Source organism: Streptomyces sp. NBC_00376, assembly GCF_036077095.1.
Lineage (GTDB): Bacteria > Actinomycetota > Actinomycetes > Streptomycetales > Streptomycetaceae > Streptomyces.
The window spans coordinates 158,843-173,029 of sequence record NZ_CP107960.1; the positions used below are offsets into that span (position 1 = coordinate 158,843).

The window sequence follows — 14,187 nt, forward strand, 5'->3', positions numbered from 1 at the left end:
ACGGCCCGCGCAAGATCTTCGGGCGGGTGGGCGGCCTTGGTCATGTCCGCTGCCTTCCGTGCGATGGCCGGAGGGTGAGTGTGCCGTCGGGCTCACAGTTGGTGCGGGGAGCCTGTGCGATGTCTGGCGCGCAGGGGCCGCAGCGTGAGCGTGCCTTCGGGCCCGCCGTCGACGCGGGTGCCGAACTCCCGGCTGTGTCTGTCGAGGACGGCGCGCAGCCACTCGGTGTCCTCGGGTGAGGCGTGTTCCAGCCGCATCCTGCGTGCCTGCAAGGGCACCATCCGCGCGTCAATCAGTCGGCCGGTGTCCGCCTCCACCGAGACCAGGTACAGCACTCGCAGGTCGTCCCGGTAGCTCTGGTAGCCGCCGATGCCTTCATAGTCGTCGACGAGGTCGCCGCAGCCGTACAGGATGAACCTCTCCCGGTACACCTCCAGCGGGCGCGGGTGGTGCGAGGAATGTCCGTGCACGACGTCCACGCCTGCGTCGAGGAGCGCATGGGCGAAGCGGACCTCGGAGCGGGAGACGTCGTAGCCCCAGTTCGGGCCCCAGTGGACCGATGCGACCGTGATGTCTCCCTGTTGTCTGACCTGCCGAAGAAGGTCTGCGAACGCGGCCGCAGCTGCCGTCGAAGGCTCCGCGAGGACGTTGACACCGGCCCGCTGCCCGGTGGCGGCCCAGTCCTTCGGGATCCCGCTGGACGGCATCCCGAAGGAGAAAACCAGCACCCGCCCGCCGGCGCCCAGGGGGACGATCGCCGGCTGTCTCGCGCGCACCTCGTCCCGGCCTGCCCCCGCCGTCCGCAGTCCCGCCTCCGCCAGGGCGTCGAGCGTCTCGTGGAGGCCGCGCGGGCCGAAGTCGAGCACATGGTTGTTGGCCAGCGCGCAGACGTCCGGCCGGGCCGCGGCCAGGCACGGCAGATTGGCCGGGCTCATCCGGTAGTGAACGCTCTTGCCGGGCGCGAAGTCCCCGTCACTGGTGACGGCGGTCTCCAGATTGACCACCCGCACGTCCGGCGCGGCGTCAGCCAGGACCAGCAGCGCCACGCCCCACGGCCAGCGGAATCCGACCGGCCTGGGGATCGGCCCGCTCGCCGCCTCCGCCAGGTCGACGTAGGCATGGGCGTCGCGGATGTACGCCTCCCGCAGCGCCGGGTCACCGGGGTGCGGGAGGATCTGATCGACGCCCCGGCCGAGCATCACGTCCCCGCCGAGGAACAGGGTGACCACACCATCGTGCACCCTCCCACACTAAAGCCGTCTCGGGCGATGAGCGAAGGACCCGCGCGACGGGGGCGCCACGCGGCTGTGCGTGTGCGGTGCGCAGGAGCCCCTGTGGCCGGCGAACCGGCTCCTCGGCGGCCCACGGGGCGGCGGCCCGAGGTGGAGGTCGCCGCGTATCTCGTAGCGGGTGCGTAGTCGTTTGAACTGGTGGAGCCAGGCGAAGGTGCGCTCGACGACCCACCGTGTTCTGCCCAGTCCGGATCCGTGGGTGGTGCCCTTGGCGGCGATCTTCGGCGTGATGCCGCGGGCCCGGAGCAGTCGTCGGTACTTGTCGTAGTCGTAGCCGCGGTCGGCAAACAGCCGGCCGGTGGCGGGGACGGCCGCGCCGCCCGCGGGTGCGGGGTATCGCGTCCAGCAGCGGCATCAGCTGGGTGACGTCGTGCCGGATTCCGCTGGTCAGCGACACGCTGAGGCGTGTTCCATGCCGGTCGGTGATCAGGTGGTGCTTGCTGCCGGGGCGGCCGCGGTCGACCGGCAAAGGTCCGGTGTGAGCCCCCCTTCAAGGCCCGCACGTGAGAGCCGTCGACCGCGGCATCGTCCATGTCCAGCAGCCCGGCCCTGGGAAGTTACGCCAAGAGGATCTCGTGCAGGCGGGGGCCACACGCAGGCCTCGGTCCAGTCCCGCAGACGTCGCCGGCACGCCACCCCGCTGCAGCCGATCTTCTCGGCCGGCACGTCCGCCCAAGTCACGCCTTTGCGTAGGACATAGATGATCTCGCGCAGGGCTGCGCGGTCATCCGCCGGCCCGGCGCGGGTACCGCCGACGCCGCGGTGGGTGAGGAGGAAGCAGGGGAGCAACACGTTCCCACAGGCCATCAGGCACAAGATCATCCGACACATCCAGAACCTTGCCGCCCACCGCCCCAACTGCCAAGCCCCTGAACCAAACTCATTCTGAAATGATCAGTTGAGCAGGGTGCAGCTATGGGTGAGAGGACGGTTCGTGACTCTTTGAGTGGTTCTGTGGTCGCCTGATGGTGTGGGTGTGGGCGGAATCGGCTGGTCCGCCGCCTGCCGCCTGTTGGGGTGGCAGGGTGAGTGAACGCAAGCCGTATCCGAGTGACTTATCGGTCGAGCAGTGGTCGTTGATCGAACCGGTGATTACCGCGTGGAAGGACCGGCATCGCTCGGTCAGTGGCCATCAAGGCGCCTACGAGATGCGGGAGATCGTGAACGCGATCCTGTACCAGAGCAGGACCGGCTGCCAGTGGGCCTATCTCCCGCATGACCTGCCACCGAAGACCGCGACGTACTACTACTTCGCTCTCTGGCGCGACGACGGGACCGACCAGGTCATTCATGAACTCCTGCGCTGCCAGGTGAGGGAGAAGGCCCGCCGATTAGAGGACCCGACCTTGGTGGTGCTGGACACGCAGAGTGTCCGCGTGGCCGCCGGGGTCCCTGCCTCCACGACCGGCCGGGATGCGGCGAAACGGGTGCCGGGCCGCAAACGGGGACTGGCCGTGGACGTGCTGGGCCTGATCATTGCCGTCACCGTGCTGGCCGCGAACACGCACGACAACGCCGCGGGCATCGCCCTGCTGAACCAGGTCGCCGAGCACACCGGAGCAACCGTCAAGAAGGCCTTGGTCGATCAGGGCTTCAAGAACCAGGTCGTCACGCACGGCAGCGGCCTGGGCATCGAGGTCGAGATCGTCGAGCGTAACCCGCAGGAGACGGGGTTCGTCCCGCAGCCGAAGCGGTGGAGAGTCGAGCAGACCTACGGTGTCTTGATACTGCACCGGCGCCTGGTCCGCGACTACGAGCACCGTCCGTCCTCCTCCGCCTCGCGCGTCTACTGGGCGATGACCCACGTCATGGTCCGCCGTCTGACCGCGCGAGCGCCCCCACCTGGCGCGACGCGACGGCGGTGACGGCGTGAACATCGAACTCCTCCTCGACGCTCTCGGCCTCCAGGAGGACGCCGCGCGGGCCCTGGCCGAGAACCTTCGCACGCAGATCGACGAACTGCAGGGCCGGCTGCGGGAGGCCGTGACGCACCTCGAGCACCTGGCGATCACCCGGAAGACCGTCACCGCCCTCGCGGACCGGCTCCCCACCCAGATTGCTTCGCCGGACCTGCCCGAGCACCCGGATTACCCCCGCATCCTCGCCGTTTTCAACGAGGCCACCGGCCCGCTGAGGGCCCGCGACGTCTGCCAAGCCCTCGACCACGAACTGCTGCCGAAGAGCATCGAAGGCACCCGCGCCAAGCTGAAACGCCTGGTCAAGCTCGACATCCTCACCGAGATCAACACCGGCAACTTCACCAGGAAGCAGTAGCCGACCGCACCGCGACCCGCAGCCCTGACTCGGCCCCACCCGAGAATGGCGCACCCCATGAACCGGCTTTTCATAGGTCAGATACGGCAGGTGCCGAGCGTCGCTGTGCACCGCTCGATGGCGATCGAAAGCGGGCCATGATCTGGTGTGCGTACTGATCGTTCGGGCCGAAGGCTTGGACCACTCGATGGGCCTCCTGGGCCCGACTCGTCTCGCACAGCAGCTGAACAAGGACGTACAGGGCACCACGATCACCGTCTTTGGCGCGGTTGCGCAGCGCCGCCTCCATTCCCCGCTCGCGAAGTGATGTGTTGAGTCTCCGACGTGCGTGGACATCCGTGAGAGCACGCTCTGTGAGTTCCGAGAGCCGTTCCGCACGGGCGAGCAAATCCATGTGCCACAGGTGGTTGTCGTGCCTGCAGGGATCGGTGGAATAGCACTCGGCGTGGGCGCTTACCAACGCGATGGCCGCATCCCAATCCCGGCGCAGTTCCGCTGTCCGGGCCTGCTCGAACCACTCCACGGGACGAGTATCGCGCAACGCTGCCTCGTACAGCATCGTGGGAGTGGTCGCCGACGAACGTCCGCCAGGATCAAGTCCCCACCGCTACCTGCCGAATACTCTCAAAACGACCTCTGGGTGAGGCCCCAGCCAGGCGGCCTGTGACCCGCTGGTGCAACAGGGCCCCGGCCTGGCGCCGTGATCACGCTGTGACTGGAGTGATCAAGGCGTCGGCTCCAGGACGCGGCCAGTGGGCCGCCAAGCTCCACGGTCGTGCGGATCTTGATGGTTCCCCTGCTGCCTCGGGCCCCGTCGGTGGCTCCGGACCCAAGTGCCGTGCCATCGACAGGTCGGTCCGAGGCGGGATTCAGTCCTTGTTGGTGCCGAGGACATGGACCCTATGTGCTTGACCGGGTTGGCGGCGCACCTTGAGCTGACGTCTGTACAGCGGCCCGGCATCGCGCCGTCGATGGCGGTCCTCAGGACGTGCCACTACTCTGCCGAATCACGACCCGTGCGATGGCTCAGCATCATCACGATGAGGCCGGTCAGCAGCAGCGCGCTGCCAGTCAGGGTCCCCCACTGGCGTGTGTCGGGGTCGCTGAGTACCAGCAAGAAGACCATCTGCCAGCACAGCGCGAAGGCAACCACCAACTGGCCCCAGCCGTAGAGGCGCGGATGGCAGACCGGTCGCCGGTTCACGGGGAGCACCCAGCCACGAGAAACCGCTGCTACGCCGGAGGCGGCGATGAGCAACGCCAGCAGAACAACAGGTACGGCGAGGTAGAGCTTCATAGTCCTTCCCTGCGCGTCGGACCCACGCCGGACGCCTGAGTGATCATGACACCCCTCGCGCTGCGGGTCCACGCTCCCCCTGCGGGTGCTTCAGAAGCATGCCAAGCACCTTGGAGATGGAGAACGGCCCGGGAGGAGGCGGTCAGGGCGGTGTTGAGGGGGCTGTGGTCGTCAAACTCGGCAAGTGGCACGGCAACGCCCGCAAGCACGCCAGGAAGCTCACCGACCAGCGCCGAACGGATCTCGACCAGCTCGGGATGCGCTGGTCGGGGCGGGTACGAAGTAGCAGTCCGGCCTGTGGCTTTCGTGCAAAGGAGGCTGGGGAATCGATTGTCTGACAGGGATCTGGACTCTCCGTGCGTGCGTGCCGTGGTAGGCGTCAGCGCGGATTCGGCTTGCAGAGGCTGGGGGCCTCGTCTCCACGGGGCAGTGGCGTGTCCCAAGGGGCGGCTTGTCGGCGCTGCTATGGCTTTGGAGGATGCGGCGCGGCACGTAGAGCGGTCAGTGCGGCCAGGATGGAGATGAGGGTCAGCGCGCCGAAGAGGTGGGGGTTCCGCCGAGTGGTGCGGCCAGGGCGGCGCCGACGAGGGGGGCGAGTGCGGATGCGGTGGTTGCAGGTGCTGCAAGGAGTCCGGACAGGTGGCCGTAGTGGGTGGTGCCCCAGCGGTCGGTGAAGGCGGTGGCTTGCAGCAGGGTGAGGTTGTCGCGGACCATTCCGGCCGCGGCCGACAGGGGGACCAGCAGGATGTAGGGGCCGGGTGTGAAGGCGAGTGCGGCGGTGGTGACGCCACCGAGTGCAATCAGGGTGGTGGTGCGGGCGGTGGCTCCGGTGTGGTGGGCGAGTGTCGCGTACAGGGTGCGGCCGAGGGTCTGTCCGGCGCCGCCGAGGCCGAGTGCCCAGGCGGCCTGACTGGTGGTGTGTCCGCGTTCGAGGAGGAGCGGGACCAGGGCTACGACGACGGCGTAGACGGTGAACGCGGAGAAAGTAAGTGCGTTGGCCAGCATCCGGAATGGCCGGCTGCGCGCCACCGTGGTCGCGGAATTGCTGGCGTGATCTGGTGCGGGTGGCGCTATCTGCCAGGGGGTTTTCAGCGCCAGGGCGTGGCGGAATTGCTGGCGTGATCTGGTGCGGGTGGCGCTATCTGCCAGGGGGTTTTCAGCGCCAGGGCGTGGGCGGGCACGGTAACTGTGGCGAGGACGAGTGCCAGGGCGGTGTAGGTGGCGCGCCAGGTCAGGTGGTTGGCGAGCGTGGCGGTAAGGGGTGCGAAGACGGTGGAGGCGAGTCCGCCGGCCAGGGTGACGATGGTGAGGGGCGCGGACGTGGTCGGGGGCCAACCAGCGTGTCAGTGCGGCAAAGGCTGGCTGGTAGAAGATGGCCGCCATGGCCAGCCCTGCCAGGAGCCGTCCGGCGAAGAACACTGCAGGTTGGGGGCGGCGGTGATGATGAGGCTCGTCGCTCCGAGGACGGAGCCCGTGGTCATGACGGTGCGCGAGCCGCGGTGGTCGATGATCCGACCGACCCGGATACCGGCGAAGGCGGAGATGAGCAGGGCTGCGGAGAACGCGGCTGCCGTTGCGCCGGTGGCCAACCGGTGTCGGTGGTGATGGCTGGGTTCAGGACCGGGAAGGCGTAGTAGACGATTCCCCAGCTGGTGATCTGTGTGATGCACAGGGCCGGGAGCACTGCGCGGGGCCGCGACCGGTCCCCGGTTCCGGTCTCGGCCCTGTGGGCGTCGAGCTCGGTCACGGGCAGCAGCCACCGGCCTCGACCGGTCCTGCTTCGGCAACGGCGTCCGCGCAGCAGGTGCTGGTCCTCTGTTTGGCCAGGGAGTCGGCGTCGGCCTTGACGACGTACACCTCCCACGGTTCCTGGCCGGGGCCGTGAACCCAGACCTTGTCCTGGAGTGCGTAGCAGCAGATGGTGTCGTTCTCGACGCCGGTCGCCAGCCCCTGGTCGGCGAGGCGGGTGGTAGCGGCGTGCACGGCTTCGGTGGTGTCGACTTCGATGCCGAGGTGGTCCATGCGCGTGTCCTCGTCCGGTGTGCCCTGGATGAGGACGAGTTTGAGCGGGGGGTCGGCGATGGCGAAGTTGGCGTAGCCGTCGCGCAGTTTGGCCGGCTCGGTGCCGAAGAGCTTGCTGTAGAAGGCGATCGAGGCGGGAAGGTCGGGGACGCGCAGTGCGAGCTGTACTCGGGACATGACGATCCTCCTGACACAGAGGGGAAGCGCCCCGGCCGTCGGGGGTCGGGGCGCTGGGATCAGGTCAGCAGCAGCCGCCGGACGACGGTTCGTCGGCAGCGGCAGCTGTCGGCGGAGAGGTGGCGAGGCCGATCTGTACGAGTGCGGGTGCCGGAGTGGTGCAGCATCCTCCGGCGTCGGCTTGATCGGTGGCCGCGGCGTCGAAGAGTCCGGCGCCGCCGCAGACTCCGGTTTCGGGGAGGGTTAGTTCGACGCGGCCGGCGGACTCGGTGTCCCCGGCGATGGCGGCGGTGACGGAGCGGACCTGCTCGTAGCCGGTCATGGCCAGGAAGGTCGGGGCGCGGCCGTAGGACTTCATGCCGACCAGGTAGATGCCGGGTTCGGGGTGGGAGAGTTCGCGGTGGCCGTGGGGGTAGACGGTGCCGCAGGAGTGCTGGTTGGGGTCGATGAGCGGGGCGAGCTCGGTGGGAGCCTGGAGGCGTTCGTCGAGGCCGAGGCGGATCTCGGAGAGGAAGGACAGGTCGGGGCGGAAGCCGGTCAGGACGATGGCCTCGTCGACCGGGTCGAGGCGGCGTCCGTCCTCACCGGCCAGGATCAGGCGGCCGTCCTCGTCACGGTCGATGGCCTCGGTGCGGAAGCCGGTGACCGCGTCGGCGTGGCCGTTGTCGACGGCGGCCTTCGCGGCCAGGCCGAGGGCGCCGCGGGCGGGGAGCTGATCGGCGGTGCCGCCGCCGAAGGTGGAGCCGCTGATGCCACGGCGCAGGATCCACACCGCGTGTGTGCCGGGCTCTTCCTGCGCGAGGTCGGCGAGGGTGGCCAGGGCGGTGAACGCGGAGGCGCCGGAGCCGATGACGGCGGTGCGCTTGCCCGCGTAGCGGTCGCGGACGGCCGGGTTCTTGAGGTCGGGGACGCGGTAGGTGATGCGGTCGGCTGCCGTCTTCTCGCCGAGGGCGGGCAGGCCGCTGGCCCCGGCCGGGCCGGGGGCGGTCCAGGTGCCGGAGGCGTCGATGACCGCGCGGGCGAAGACACGCTCCTCACCGCCGTCGGCGGTGGTGAAGTGGACGACGAAGGGCTGGGTCTCGCGGTCGGCGTCGACGATGCGGTCGCGGCCGGTGCGCGATACCCCGGTGACAGTGGCGCCCAAGCGGACGCACTCGCCCAGGACGTCGGCCAGGGGCTGGAGGTACTGCTCGGCCCAGTCCCCGCCGGTCGGGTAGGTGGCCGCGTCGGGCTTGGTCCAGCCGGTCGGGGCCAGGAGCTTCTCTGCGGCCGGTTCGGTGACCTCGCCCCAGGTGGAGAACAGCCGCACATGTGACCAGTCACGTACTGCGGAGGCGGCGGCCGGTCCTGCCTCCAGGACCAGCGGTTCGATGCCGCGCTCGACCAGGTGGGCGGCGGCGGCCAACCCGGCGGGGCCGGCGCCGATGACGACGACCGGCAGGTCTGCAGTGTTGGTCATGGCGGTGATGTCCTCCGAGGTAGGCGGCTGGTACGGCAGCTGTTTCGATTGCTGTCGATATCCGGAGCTTGCACCGGGTATCGACGAGTGTCAACATAGACACATGTCGAAGTCAGAGATTGCGGAGCTGCCGGTCCTCGACGCGGGGACTGTGGTGCCGTGCTGCCCGCCGATCACTGCTGGGGAGCTGTCGCAGGACGACGCGGAGAAGATGGCCGTCATGTTCAAGGCGCTGTCCGACCCGGTGCGGTTGCGCCTGTTCTCCAAGGTCGCCTCGCATCCGGGCGGTGAGGCGTGCGTGTGCGACATCTCCGACGTCGGCGTCTCCCAGCCGACCGTCTCCCATCACCTGAAGAAGCTGCGCGAGGCCGGCCTGCTGACCTCGGAGCGGCGCGGGACCTGGGTGTACTACCAGGTCGCGCCGTCCGTTGTGGCGGCCATGTCCGCCATGCTCGACCTGCGCTCCTGACCAACGGCCGGCAGGTCAGCCGGCGCAGTCGGGCGGGCAGCAGCGCGCCAGATACGCCTGGAGCGTGGAGACGCGCTTCGCCAAGGCGGCACCGTCGGCCCCCGGTAATAGACCTGCTTGCCTTCCTTGCGGGAGACCACCAGGCCACCGCCGTGCAGCAGGCTCAGGTGTTCCGAGGCGGTCGACGGCGTCAGTGCGCACCGCTGCGCGATCTCGCCGACCGTCAACTCGATCCCGCCGGTGAACTGCTGCATCACCTTCTGAAGGGTTTCACTGGCCAGGGCCTTGAGGAAGCCGGCCGTCGCCGGATCCATCGCGGACGTCTCGACACTGTTCTCTGTCATCGCACCCTGCTCAACATTTCGCCACTTCCCGAATTGGCGACTCATGTGAAGGGTTCACGTTGTCATGCATCATGCCGATCTCGTCGTCATCGGTGCCGGGCAGTCCGGCCTGGCCACCCCGGCCCTCGCCCTGCGCCACGGCTTCACCCGCGTTCTGGTGGTGGGGGTCGCGGCGGAGCCGGGCGGGTCCTGGCCGCGCTACTACGACAGCCTCACCCTGTTCTCCCCGGCCCGGCACTCGTCCCTGCCCGGGATGCGCTTCCCCGGCGCCCCGGACCGATACCCCCGGCGGGACGAAGTGGTGGGCTACCTGCGCGACTACGCCCGCCGCCTGTCCGCCGACATCCGTACCTCGACGACCGTCACCTCCGTGACACGCCAGGACGGCATCTGGTCCGTACGGGCCGAGGACGGGCGGGAGTTCACCGCTCGGGCGGTCATCGCCGCGACCGGTGACTACGGCACACCCTTCGTTCCGGATGTTCCCGGGCAGGCGGACTTCGGCGGCCGGATCCTGCACGCCGCCGGCTACCACAGCCCGGACGCTTTCGCCGGGCTGCGGGTCGTCGTGGTCGGCGGGAGCAATTCCGCGATCCAGATCGCCGCCGAGCTCGGCTCGCTCGCCGACACCACCCTGGCCACCCGGCGCCCGATCGGATGGAAACCCCAGCGCCCGCTGGGCCGGGAGCTGCACTGGTGACTCAAGCACACCCGCCTCGACGTCGCGCCGGTCCGGCGGCTGCTGGTAAAGGTGCCCGTCTCCGTGCTCGATTACGGCCACTACCGCATCGCGCTGGACCAGCACGGCGTCGACCGACGCGACATGTTCAGCCGCTTCGCGGCCGACGGCGTCGTGTGGGCCGACGGAACGAGGGAGGAGGTCAACGTGGTCCTGCTCGCCACCGGACACCGCCTCGTCTCCCCCTACTTGACCGGACCGGGCGCCCTGGACACCAACGGCGCGCCGCTGCACCGGGGCGGCCTCTCCACCGCGGTCCCGGGTCCCGGCTTCGTCGGCATGAAGTTCCAGCTCAGCTTCTCCTCCAAAACCCTGCGCGGCGTCAGCCGGGATGCCGAACACGTCCTGGAAGCGACTGCGTACAGCAGTGGCCGGGTGAACCAGGATCAGGAGTGGCGGGAGGCGGTCGTAAGCGCCTGTTGCAGCTGGCTGACACTAGGTGCGCCGTCCATGCCTTCGGGCGTGCGATAGAGGCGGCAGGCCATCCCCTGTGCCCGTCCGGCTTCTGCGAACGGGTCTTCACCGTCGATGAGGATGGTCGGGGAGCCGGTGAAGCCGATGCGTTCGGCCTCGGCCTGGTCGGTGACCATCCGTGTGACGACATCGGCCTCGTGCAGCCCGGACGCCTCCAGCGCCTGCCGCAACCGGCCAACAGCCAGCTCTTCGTTCGGGCATTCGTTCACGACCACAACCTCGATCCGCATGCCTCCAGCATGCCGCAGGCACTCAGGCCAGCAGCTCTGTGACCTGCCGGACGGTGTCGCGTGCGGGGCGCCCCACTCCGATGAGGGTGGCGGAGGCCGGCCCAGTCCAGTCGCCGTAGCCGAGCAGGTGCTGCCGTGGCTCGCCGACCGCGCGGGTGCCGTCGGTGGCAATGTGGCCGCGAGTCCCGCGCAGGCCCAGCGGGGCGAGGTGGGAGAGGGCGGGGCGGAAGCCGGTGCACCAGATCACCGTGTCCGCCGGTGCGGACGTTCCGTCGCTCCACCGGATGCCGTCTGCCACGAGCCGCTCGAACATGGGCTGAGCCTTCAGCAGTCCGGCGTCGCGTGCCTCGCGGACTGGTGGGACGGCGACGATGTCGCCGAGTGAGGCGACGCCGCCGGTGTCGGTGCGGCCTTCGTCCAGGGCGCGGCGGCGGGCGGTGGCGGCGTCGAAGAGTGCGCGGCCGTCGATGTCGTCGGCGAGGAAGCGGGGTGGGCGCTGGGTGACCCAGGTCAGGTCGATGCCGTCGTGGGTGGCGAGGTCGGCGGCGATCTGTGCGCCGGAGTTCCCGCCGCCGACCACGACGACCCGCTGTCCGGCGAAGTCGGATGGGCTGTGGTAGCCGGTGGTGTGGAGCTGACGGCCGGTGAAGACCTCCTGGTCGGGGACGGCGGGCAGGAAGGGGCGCCACCAGGTGCCGGTCGCGGAGACGGCCGCCCTCGCCGACCAGGCGCCGGTGTCTGTCTCCACCCGTAGGCGGTCCGCGCCCCGGCGCACCGCCTGGACGCGGACCGGGCGGTGGACGGGCCGTAGCGCTGCTCGTAGTCGGTCAGGTACTCCACCACGTGCCCGGCGTCCGGGTACTCCACGCCGGTCTGGGTGGGCATGAGGCGGCCGGGCAGGAAGGAGAACGCAGCCGGGGAGAACAGGTGCAAGGAGTCCCAGGTTTGCTGCCAGGCTCCGCCGGGCGTGCTCTGGGCGTCGAGGATGACGAAGTCGAGCTTGTTGCGCCACAGGTGGTAGCCGGCAGCGAGCCCTGCCTGCCCGCCGCCGATCACCACGACGTCCGCCATGCCGGTCACGGGGTCAGAGCCGATGCGGCCGGTGCCTCGGCTGCGACACACACCAGGCACAGCACCGTCCGCGTCTCGGCCCCACCGGGGGTTCCGATCAGACTGCCCGACGCACGCTCCGGGGCGCGATGCGGGCATGCGCCGCGCAGACTCCGGCTCCGCAACCCTGGCAGACGCCGACAGTGGTGCTGCTCGTTGCCGTGGTGCGGCAGTCGAGGCAGTGCATCAGTCGTCCCTTCCCGGGGTGGTAAGTGCTCCGGGCGTGAACTTCTTGCGCCAGGCCAGCGACACGTACACGAGTCCGATCAGGACGGGTACCTCGATGAGCGGGCCGACGACGCCGGACAGGGCCTGGCCGGAGGTGACGCCGAAGGTCGCGATGGCGACGGCGATGGCCAGTTCGAAGTTGTTGCCCGCCGCGGTGAACGCGAGGGTGGCCGTGCGGTCGTAGGCGAGGCCGAGGGCCTTGCCGAGCAGGAAGGTGCCGAAGAACATGATCGCAAAGTAGACAAGCAGCGGCAGTGCGATCCGGACCACGTCCAGGGGCTGCGAGGTGATCGTCTTCCCCTGGAGGGCGAACAGGATGACGATCGTGAAGAGCAGCCCGTACAGGGCCCAGGGGCCGATCTTCGGCAGGAACTTCGCGTCGTAGTTCTCGCGGCCCATCTTCTGCTCGCCGATGCGGCGGGTGAGGAAGCCGGCCAGCAGCGGGATGCCGAGGAAGATGATGACGTTCAGCGCGATGTGCCAGACGGAGACGTCCAGGCCCTGGCCGTCTCCGAGGTTCAGCCACCGGGGCAGCAGGTCGAGGTAGAACCAGCCGAGCAGGCCGAACGCGATGACCTGGAACACGGAGTTGACGGCGACGAGGACGGCGGCTGCTTCGCGGTCGCCGCAGGCAAGGTCGTTCCAGATGATGACCATGGCGATGCAGCGCGCGAGGCCGACGATGATCAATCCGGTGCGGTACTCGGGCAGGTCCGGCAGGAAGATCCACGCCAGCGCGAACATGACTGCCGGGCCGACGATCCAGTTGATGACCAGCGAGGACACCATCAGCTTGCGGTCGCCGGTGACGGTGTCGAGCCTGTCGTAGCGGACCTTGGCCAGGACCGGGTACATCATGACGAGCAGGCCGAGCGCGATCGGCAGGGAGATCCCGCCGATCTCGATCTTCGCCAGCGCGTCGTTCATCCCGGGGATCAGCCGCCCCAGGCCCAGGCCGACGGCCATGGCGAGCAGGATCCACACCGCGAGATACCGGTCGAGGGTGGGGAGCTTCCTGACGATCGAGTCGTCCCCTCCCCCAGCCTGGTCCGCAGCAGGGGCCTTCGTGGTGCCCTCGATGGTCACGGGCAGGCCCTCTTGTTCTCGCCGGCGGTACGGGCGGACTCGGCCAGCACGGCGAACTGCTCGGACAGACCGGCCAGGACCTCGGGCTTGAGCTTGTAGTAGGTGAAGCGGCCGCATGGCTCGGTCTCCACCAGCCCGGCCTCGCGAAGGACCTTCAGGTGGTTGGAGAGGTTGGTCTGCTTGGCCCCGGTCTCCTCGACCAGGTGCGTCGTGCAGAGCGTCTCGCGCGCCAGCAGGGTCACGATCTTCAGGCGGAGCGGATCGCCCAGCACCCGGATCACATCAGGATCGACTGAAGTCAGCATGCACTGATACTCTCACATCATCGCCCGCTGATACCAGCTGGGGCTGAAGTCATTGGCGGCCGGTACCGCCATGCGACGAGAGAGAACGATCAACATGGCCGAGTCCTCCGGCAAGCCGTCCGTCCTGTTCGTCTGCGTCCACAACGCCGGCCGCTCCCAGATGGCCGCCGCCTGGCTGACCCACCTGGCCGGAGACCGCGTCGAGGTCCGCTCCGCCGGCTCCGACCCCGGCGACACCGTCAACCCAGCCGCCGTCGAAGCCATGGCCGAGGCCGGCATCGACATCTCCAAGGAGACGCAGAAGATCCTCACCATCGACGCCGTCCGCGAGTCCGACGTGTGCATCACCATGGGCTGCGGCGACACCTGCCCCGCCTTCCCCGGTAAGCGCTACCTCGACTGGAAGCTCGACGACCCCGCCGGACAGGGCGTCGAAGCCGTCCGCCCCATCCGCGACGAGATCAAGGCCCTCGTCCAGGGCCTGATCGCAGAAATCGCCCCGGAGACCACGGTGTGAGCGACATACACGACGTCGTCATCATCGGCTCCGGCCCCGCCGGATACACCGCCGCCCTCTACACCGCCCGCGCCCAGCTCGGACCCGACCTACGCGTATGGCGCGACCACAACCTGCACGTCGTCCTCGTAGATGACCCGCCCCGGATCGGCGGAGCGCAGCAG

At 69.2% G+C, this 14,187-nt stretch carries 14 protein-coding genes and 5 pseudogenes; 7 read left to right on the forward strand and 12 right to left on the reverse strand.

All coding sequences use genetic code 11. From position 1 onward, the window contains the following. Window positions 1-92: 92 nt before the first annotated feature. Window positions 93-1,241, reverse strand: a complete 1,149-nt coding sequence (locus OG842_RS00845; RefSeq protein WP_266726600.1) for a CapA family protein — start codon at window positions 1,239-1,241, stop codon at window positions 93-95. Window positions 1,242-1,376: 135 nt separating this feature from the next. Continuing rightward, window positions 1,377-2,121, reverse strand: a pseudogene (locus OG842_RS00850) (IS5 family transposase); the annotation flags it as partial. 196 nt (window positions 2,122-2,317) lie between these two features. On the opposite strand from OG842_RS00850, the pseudogene OG842_RS00855 reads away from it, so the two are divergent. Further along, window positions 2,318-3,165 (forward strand): annotated as a pseudogene (locus tag OG842_RS00855) (IS5 family transposase). Beyond that, complete coding sequence (locus OG842_RS00860; RefSeq protein WP_266726602.1) at window positions 3,162-3,566, forward strand: hypothetical protein; 405 nt, start codon at window positions 3,162-3,164, stop codon at window positions 3,564-3,566. The pseudogene OG842_RS00855 and the gene OG842_RS00860 overlap by 4 nt, the downstream one beginning before the upstream one ends. 70 nt (window positions 3,567-3,636) lie before the next feature. Here the strand turns inward: OG842_RS00860 and OG842_RS00865 are convergent, their stop codons facing one another. The 5 genes and pseudogenes from OG842_RS00865 to OG842_RS00885 all read right to left on the reverse strand — a co-directional run bounded on the left by OG842_RS00865 (window position 3,637) and on the right by OG842_RS00885 (window position 8,521). After that, window positions 3,637-4,089 (reverse strand): hypothetical protein, encoded by a 453-nt coding sequence (locus OG842_RS00865; RefSeq protein ID WP_266726603.1) that lies wholly within the window; start codon window positions 4,087-4,089, stop codon window positions 3,637-3,639. Between the two features lie 471 nt (window positions 4,090-4,560). Further along, complete coding sequence (locus OG842_RS00870) at window positions 4,561-4,863, reverse strand: hypothetical protein (RefSeq protein WP_266726604.1); 303 nt, start codon at window positions 4,861-4,863, stop codon at window positions 4,561-4,563. 463 nt (window positions 4,864-5,326) lie between these two features. Next, window positions 5,327-6,610, reverse strand: a pseudogene (locus OG842_RS00875) (MFS transporter). Continuing rightward, window positions 6,607-7,062 carry an ArsI/CadI family heavy metal resistance metalloenzyme gene (locus OG842_RS00880; RefSeq protein ID WP_266726605.1) on the reverse strand — a complete coding sequence of 152 codons (456 nt, stop codon included), beginning with the start codon at window positions 7,060-7,062 and terminating at the stop codon, window positions 6,607-6,609. Before OG842_RS00880 ends, OG842_RS00875 begins: the two are co-directional and overlap by 4 nt. Window positions 7,063-7,126: 64 nt before the next feature. Further along, on the reverse strand, window positions 7,127-8,521 hold the full coding sequence (locus OG842_RS00885) for an NAD(P)-binding domain-containing protein (RefSeq protein ID WP_266726606.1): 1,395 nt from the start codon (window positions 8,519-8,521) through the stop codon (window positions 7,127-7,129). A 103-nt stretch (window positions 8,522-8,624) separates the two neighbouring features. Between OG842_RS00885 and OG842_RS00890 the strand changes: the two genes are divergently transcribed. Then, window positions 8,625-8,990 carry an ArsR/SmtB family transcription factor gene (locus OG842_RS00890; RefSeq protein WP_266726608.1) on the forward strand — a complete coding sequence of 122 codons (366 nt, stop codon included), beginning with the start codon at window positions 8,625-8,627 and terminating at the stop codon, window positions 8,988-8,990. Here the strand turns inward: OG842_RS00890 and OG842_RS00895 are convergent. After that, window positions 8,930-9,334 carry an ArsR/SmtB family transcription factor gene (locus tag OG842_RS00895; protein WP_266726610.1) on the reverse strand — a complete coding sequence of 135 codons (405 nt, stop codon included), beginning with the start codon at window positions 9,332-9,334 and terminating at the stop codon, window positions 8,930-8,932. The two genes, OG842_RS00890 and OG842_RS00895, sit on opposite strands and share 61 nt — an antisense overlap. Before the next feature lie 64 nt (window positions 9,335-9,398). Between OG842_RS00895 and OG842_RS00900 the strand changes: the two genes are divergently transcribed. Together OG842_RS00900 and OG842_RS00905 are read left to right on the forward strand one after the other, a co-directional pair. Continuing rightward, a complete protein-coding gene (locus OG842_RS00900) occupies window positions 9,399-10,034 on the forward strand; it encodes a flavin-containing monooxygenase (protein WP_323185685.1) in 636 nt (211 codons plus the stop codon). A 63-nt stretch (window positions 10,035-10,097) separates the two neighbouring features. Next, window positions 10,098-10,544 (forward strand): hypothetical protein, encoded by a 447-nt coding sequence (locus OG842_RS00905; protein ID WP_323185686.1) that lies wholly within the window; start codon window positions 10,098-10,100, stop codon window positions 10,542-10,544. Here the strand turns inward: OG842_RS00905 and OG842_RS00910 are convergent. From OG842_RS00910 to OG842_RS00925, 4 genes and pseudogenes are all read right to left on the reverse strand, one after another. Beyond that, complete coding sequence (locus OG842_RS00910; RefSeq protein WP_266726611.1) at window positions 10,460-10,777, reverse strand: hypothetical protein; 318 nt, start codon at window positions 10,775-10,777, stop codon at window positions 10,460-10,462. The genes OG842_RS00905 and OG842_RS00910 overlap by 85 nt on opposite strands. A 22-nt stretch (window positions 10,778-10,799) precedes the next feature. Then, window positions 10,800-11,857: pseudogene (locus tag OG842_RS00915) on the reverse strand (ArsO family NAD(P)H-dependent flavin-containing monooxygenase). A 216-nt stretch (window positions 11,858-12,073) separates the two neighbouring features. Further along, window positions 12,074-13,195 (reverse strand): ACR3 family arsenite efflux transporter, encoded by a 1,122-nt coding sequence (arsB, locus tag OG842_RS00920; protein ID WP_266733364.1) that lies wholly within the window; start codon window positions 13,193-13,195, stop codon window positions 12,074-12,076. Between the two features lie 2 nt (window positions 13,196-13,197). Continuing rightward, on the reverse strand, window positions 13,198-13,506 hold the full coding sequence (locus OG842_RS00925; RefSeq protein ID WP_266726612.1) for an ArsR/SmtB family transcription factor: 309 nt from the start codon (window positions 13,504-13,506) through the stop codon (window positions 13,198-13,200). Window positions 13,507-13,600: 94 nt separating this feature from the next. On the opposite strand from OG842_RS00925, the gene OG842_RS00930 reads away from it, so the two are divergent. Together OG842_RS00930 and OG842_RS00935 are read left to right on the forward strand one after the other, a co-directional pair. Next, window positions 13,601-14,023 carry an arsenate reductase ArsC gene (locus OG842_RS00930; protein WP_368082244.1) on the forward strand — a complete coding sequence of 141 codons (423 nt, stop codon included), beginning with the start codon at window positions 13,601-13,603 and terminating at the stop codon, window positions 14,021-14,023. Beyond that, window positions 14,020-14,109 (forward strand): annotated as a pseudogene (locus tag OG842_RS00935) (FAD-dependent oxidoreductase); the annotation flags it as partial. The gene OG842_RS00930 and the pseudogene OG842_RS00935, both read left to right, overlap by 4 nt. Window positions 14,110-14,187 lie beyond the last annotated feature (78 nt).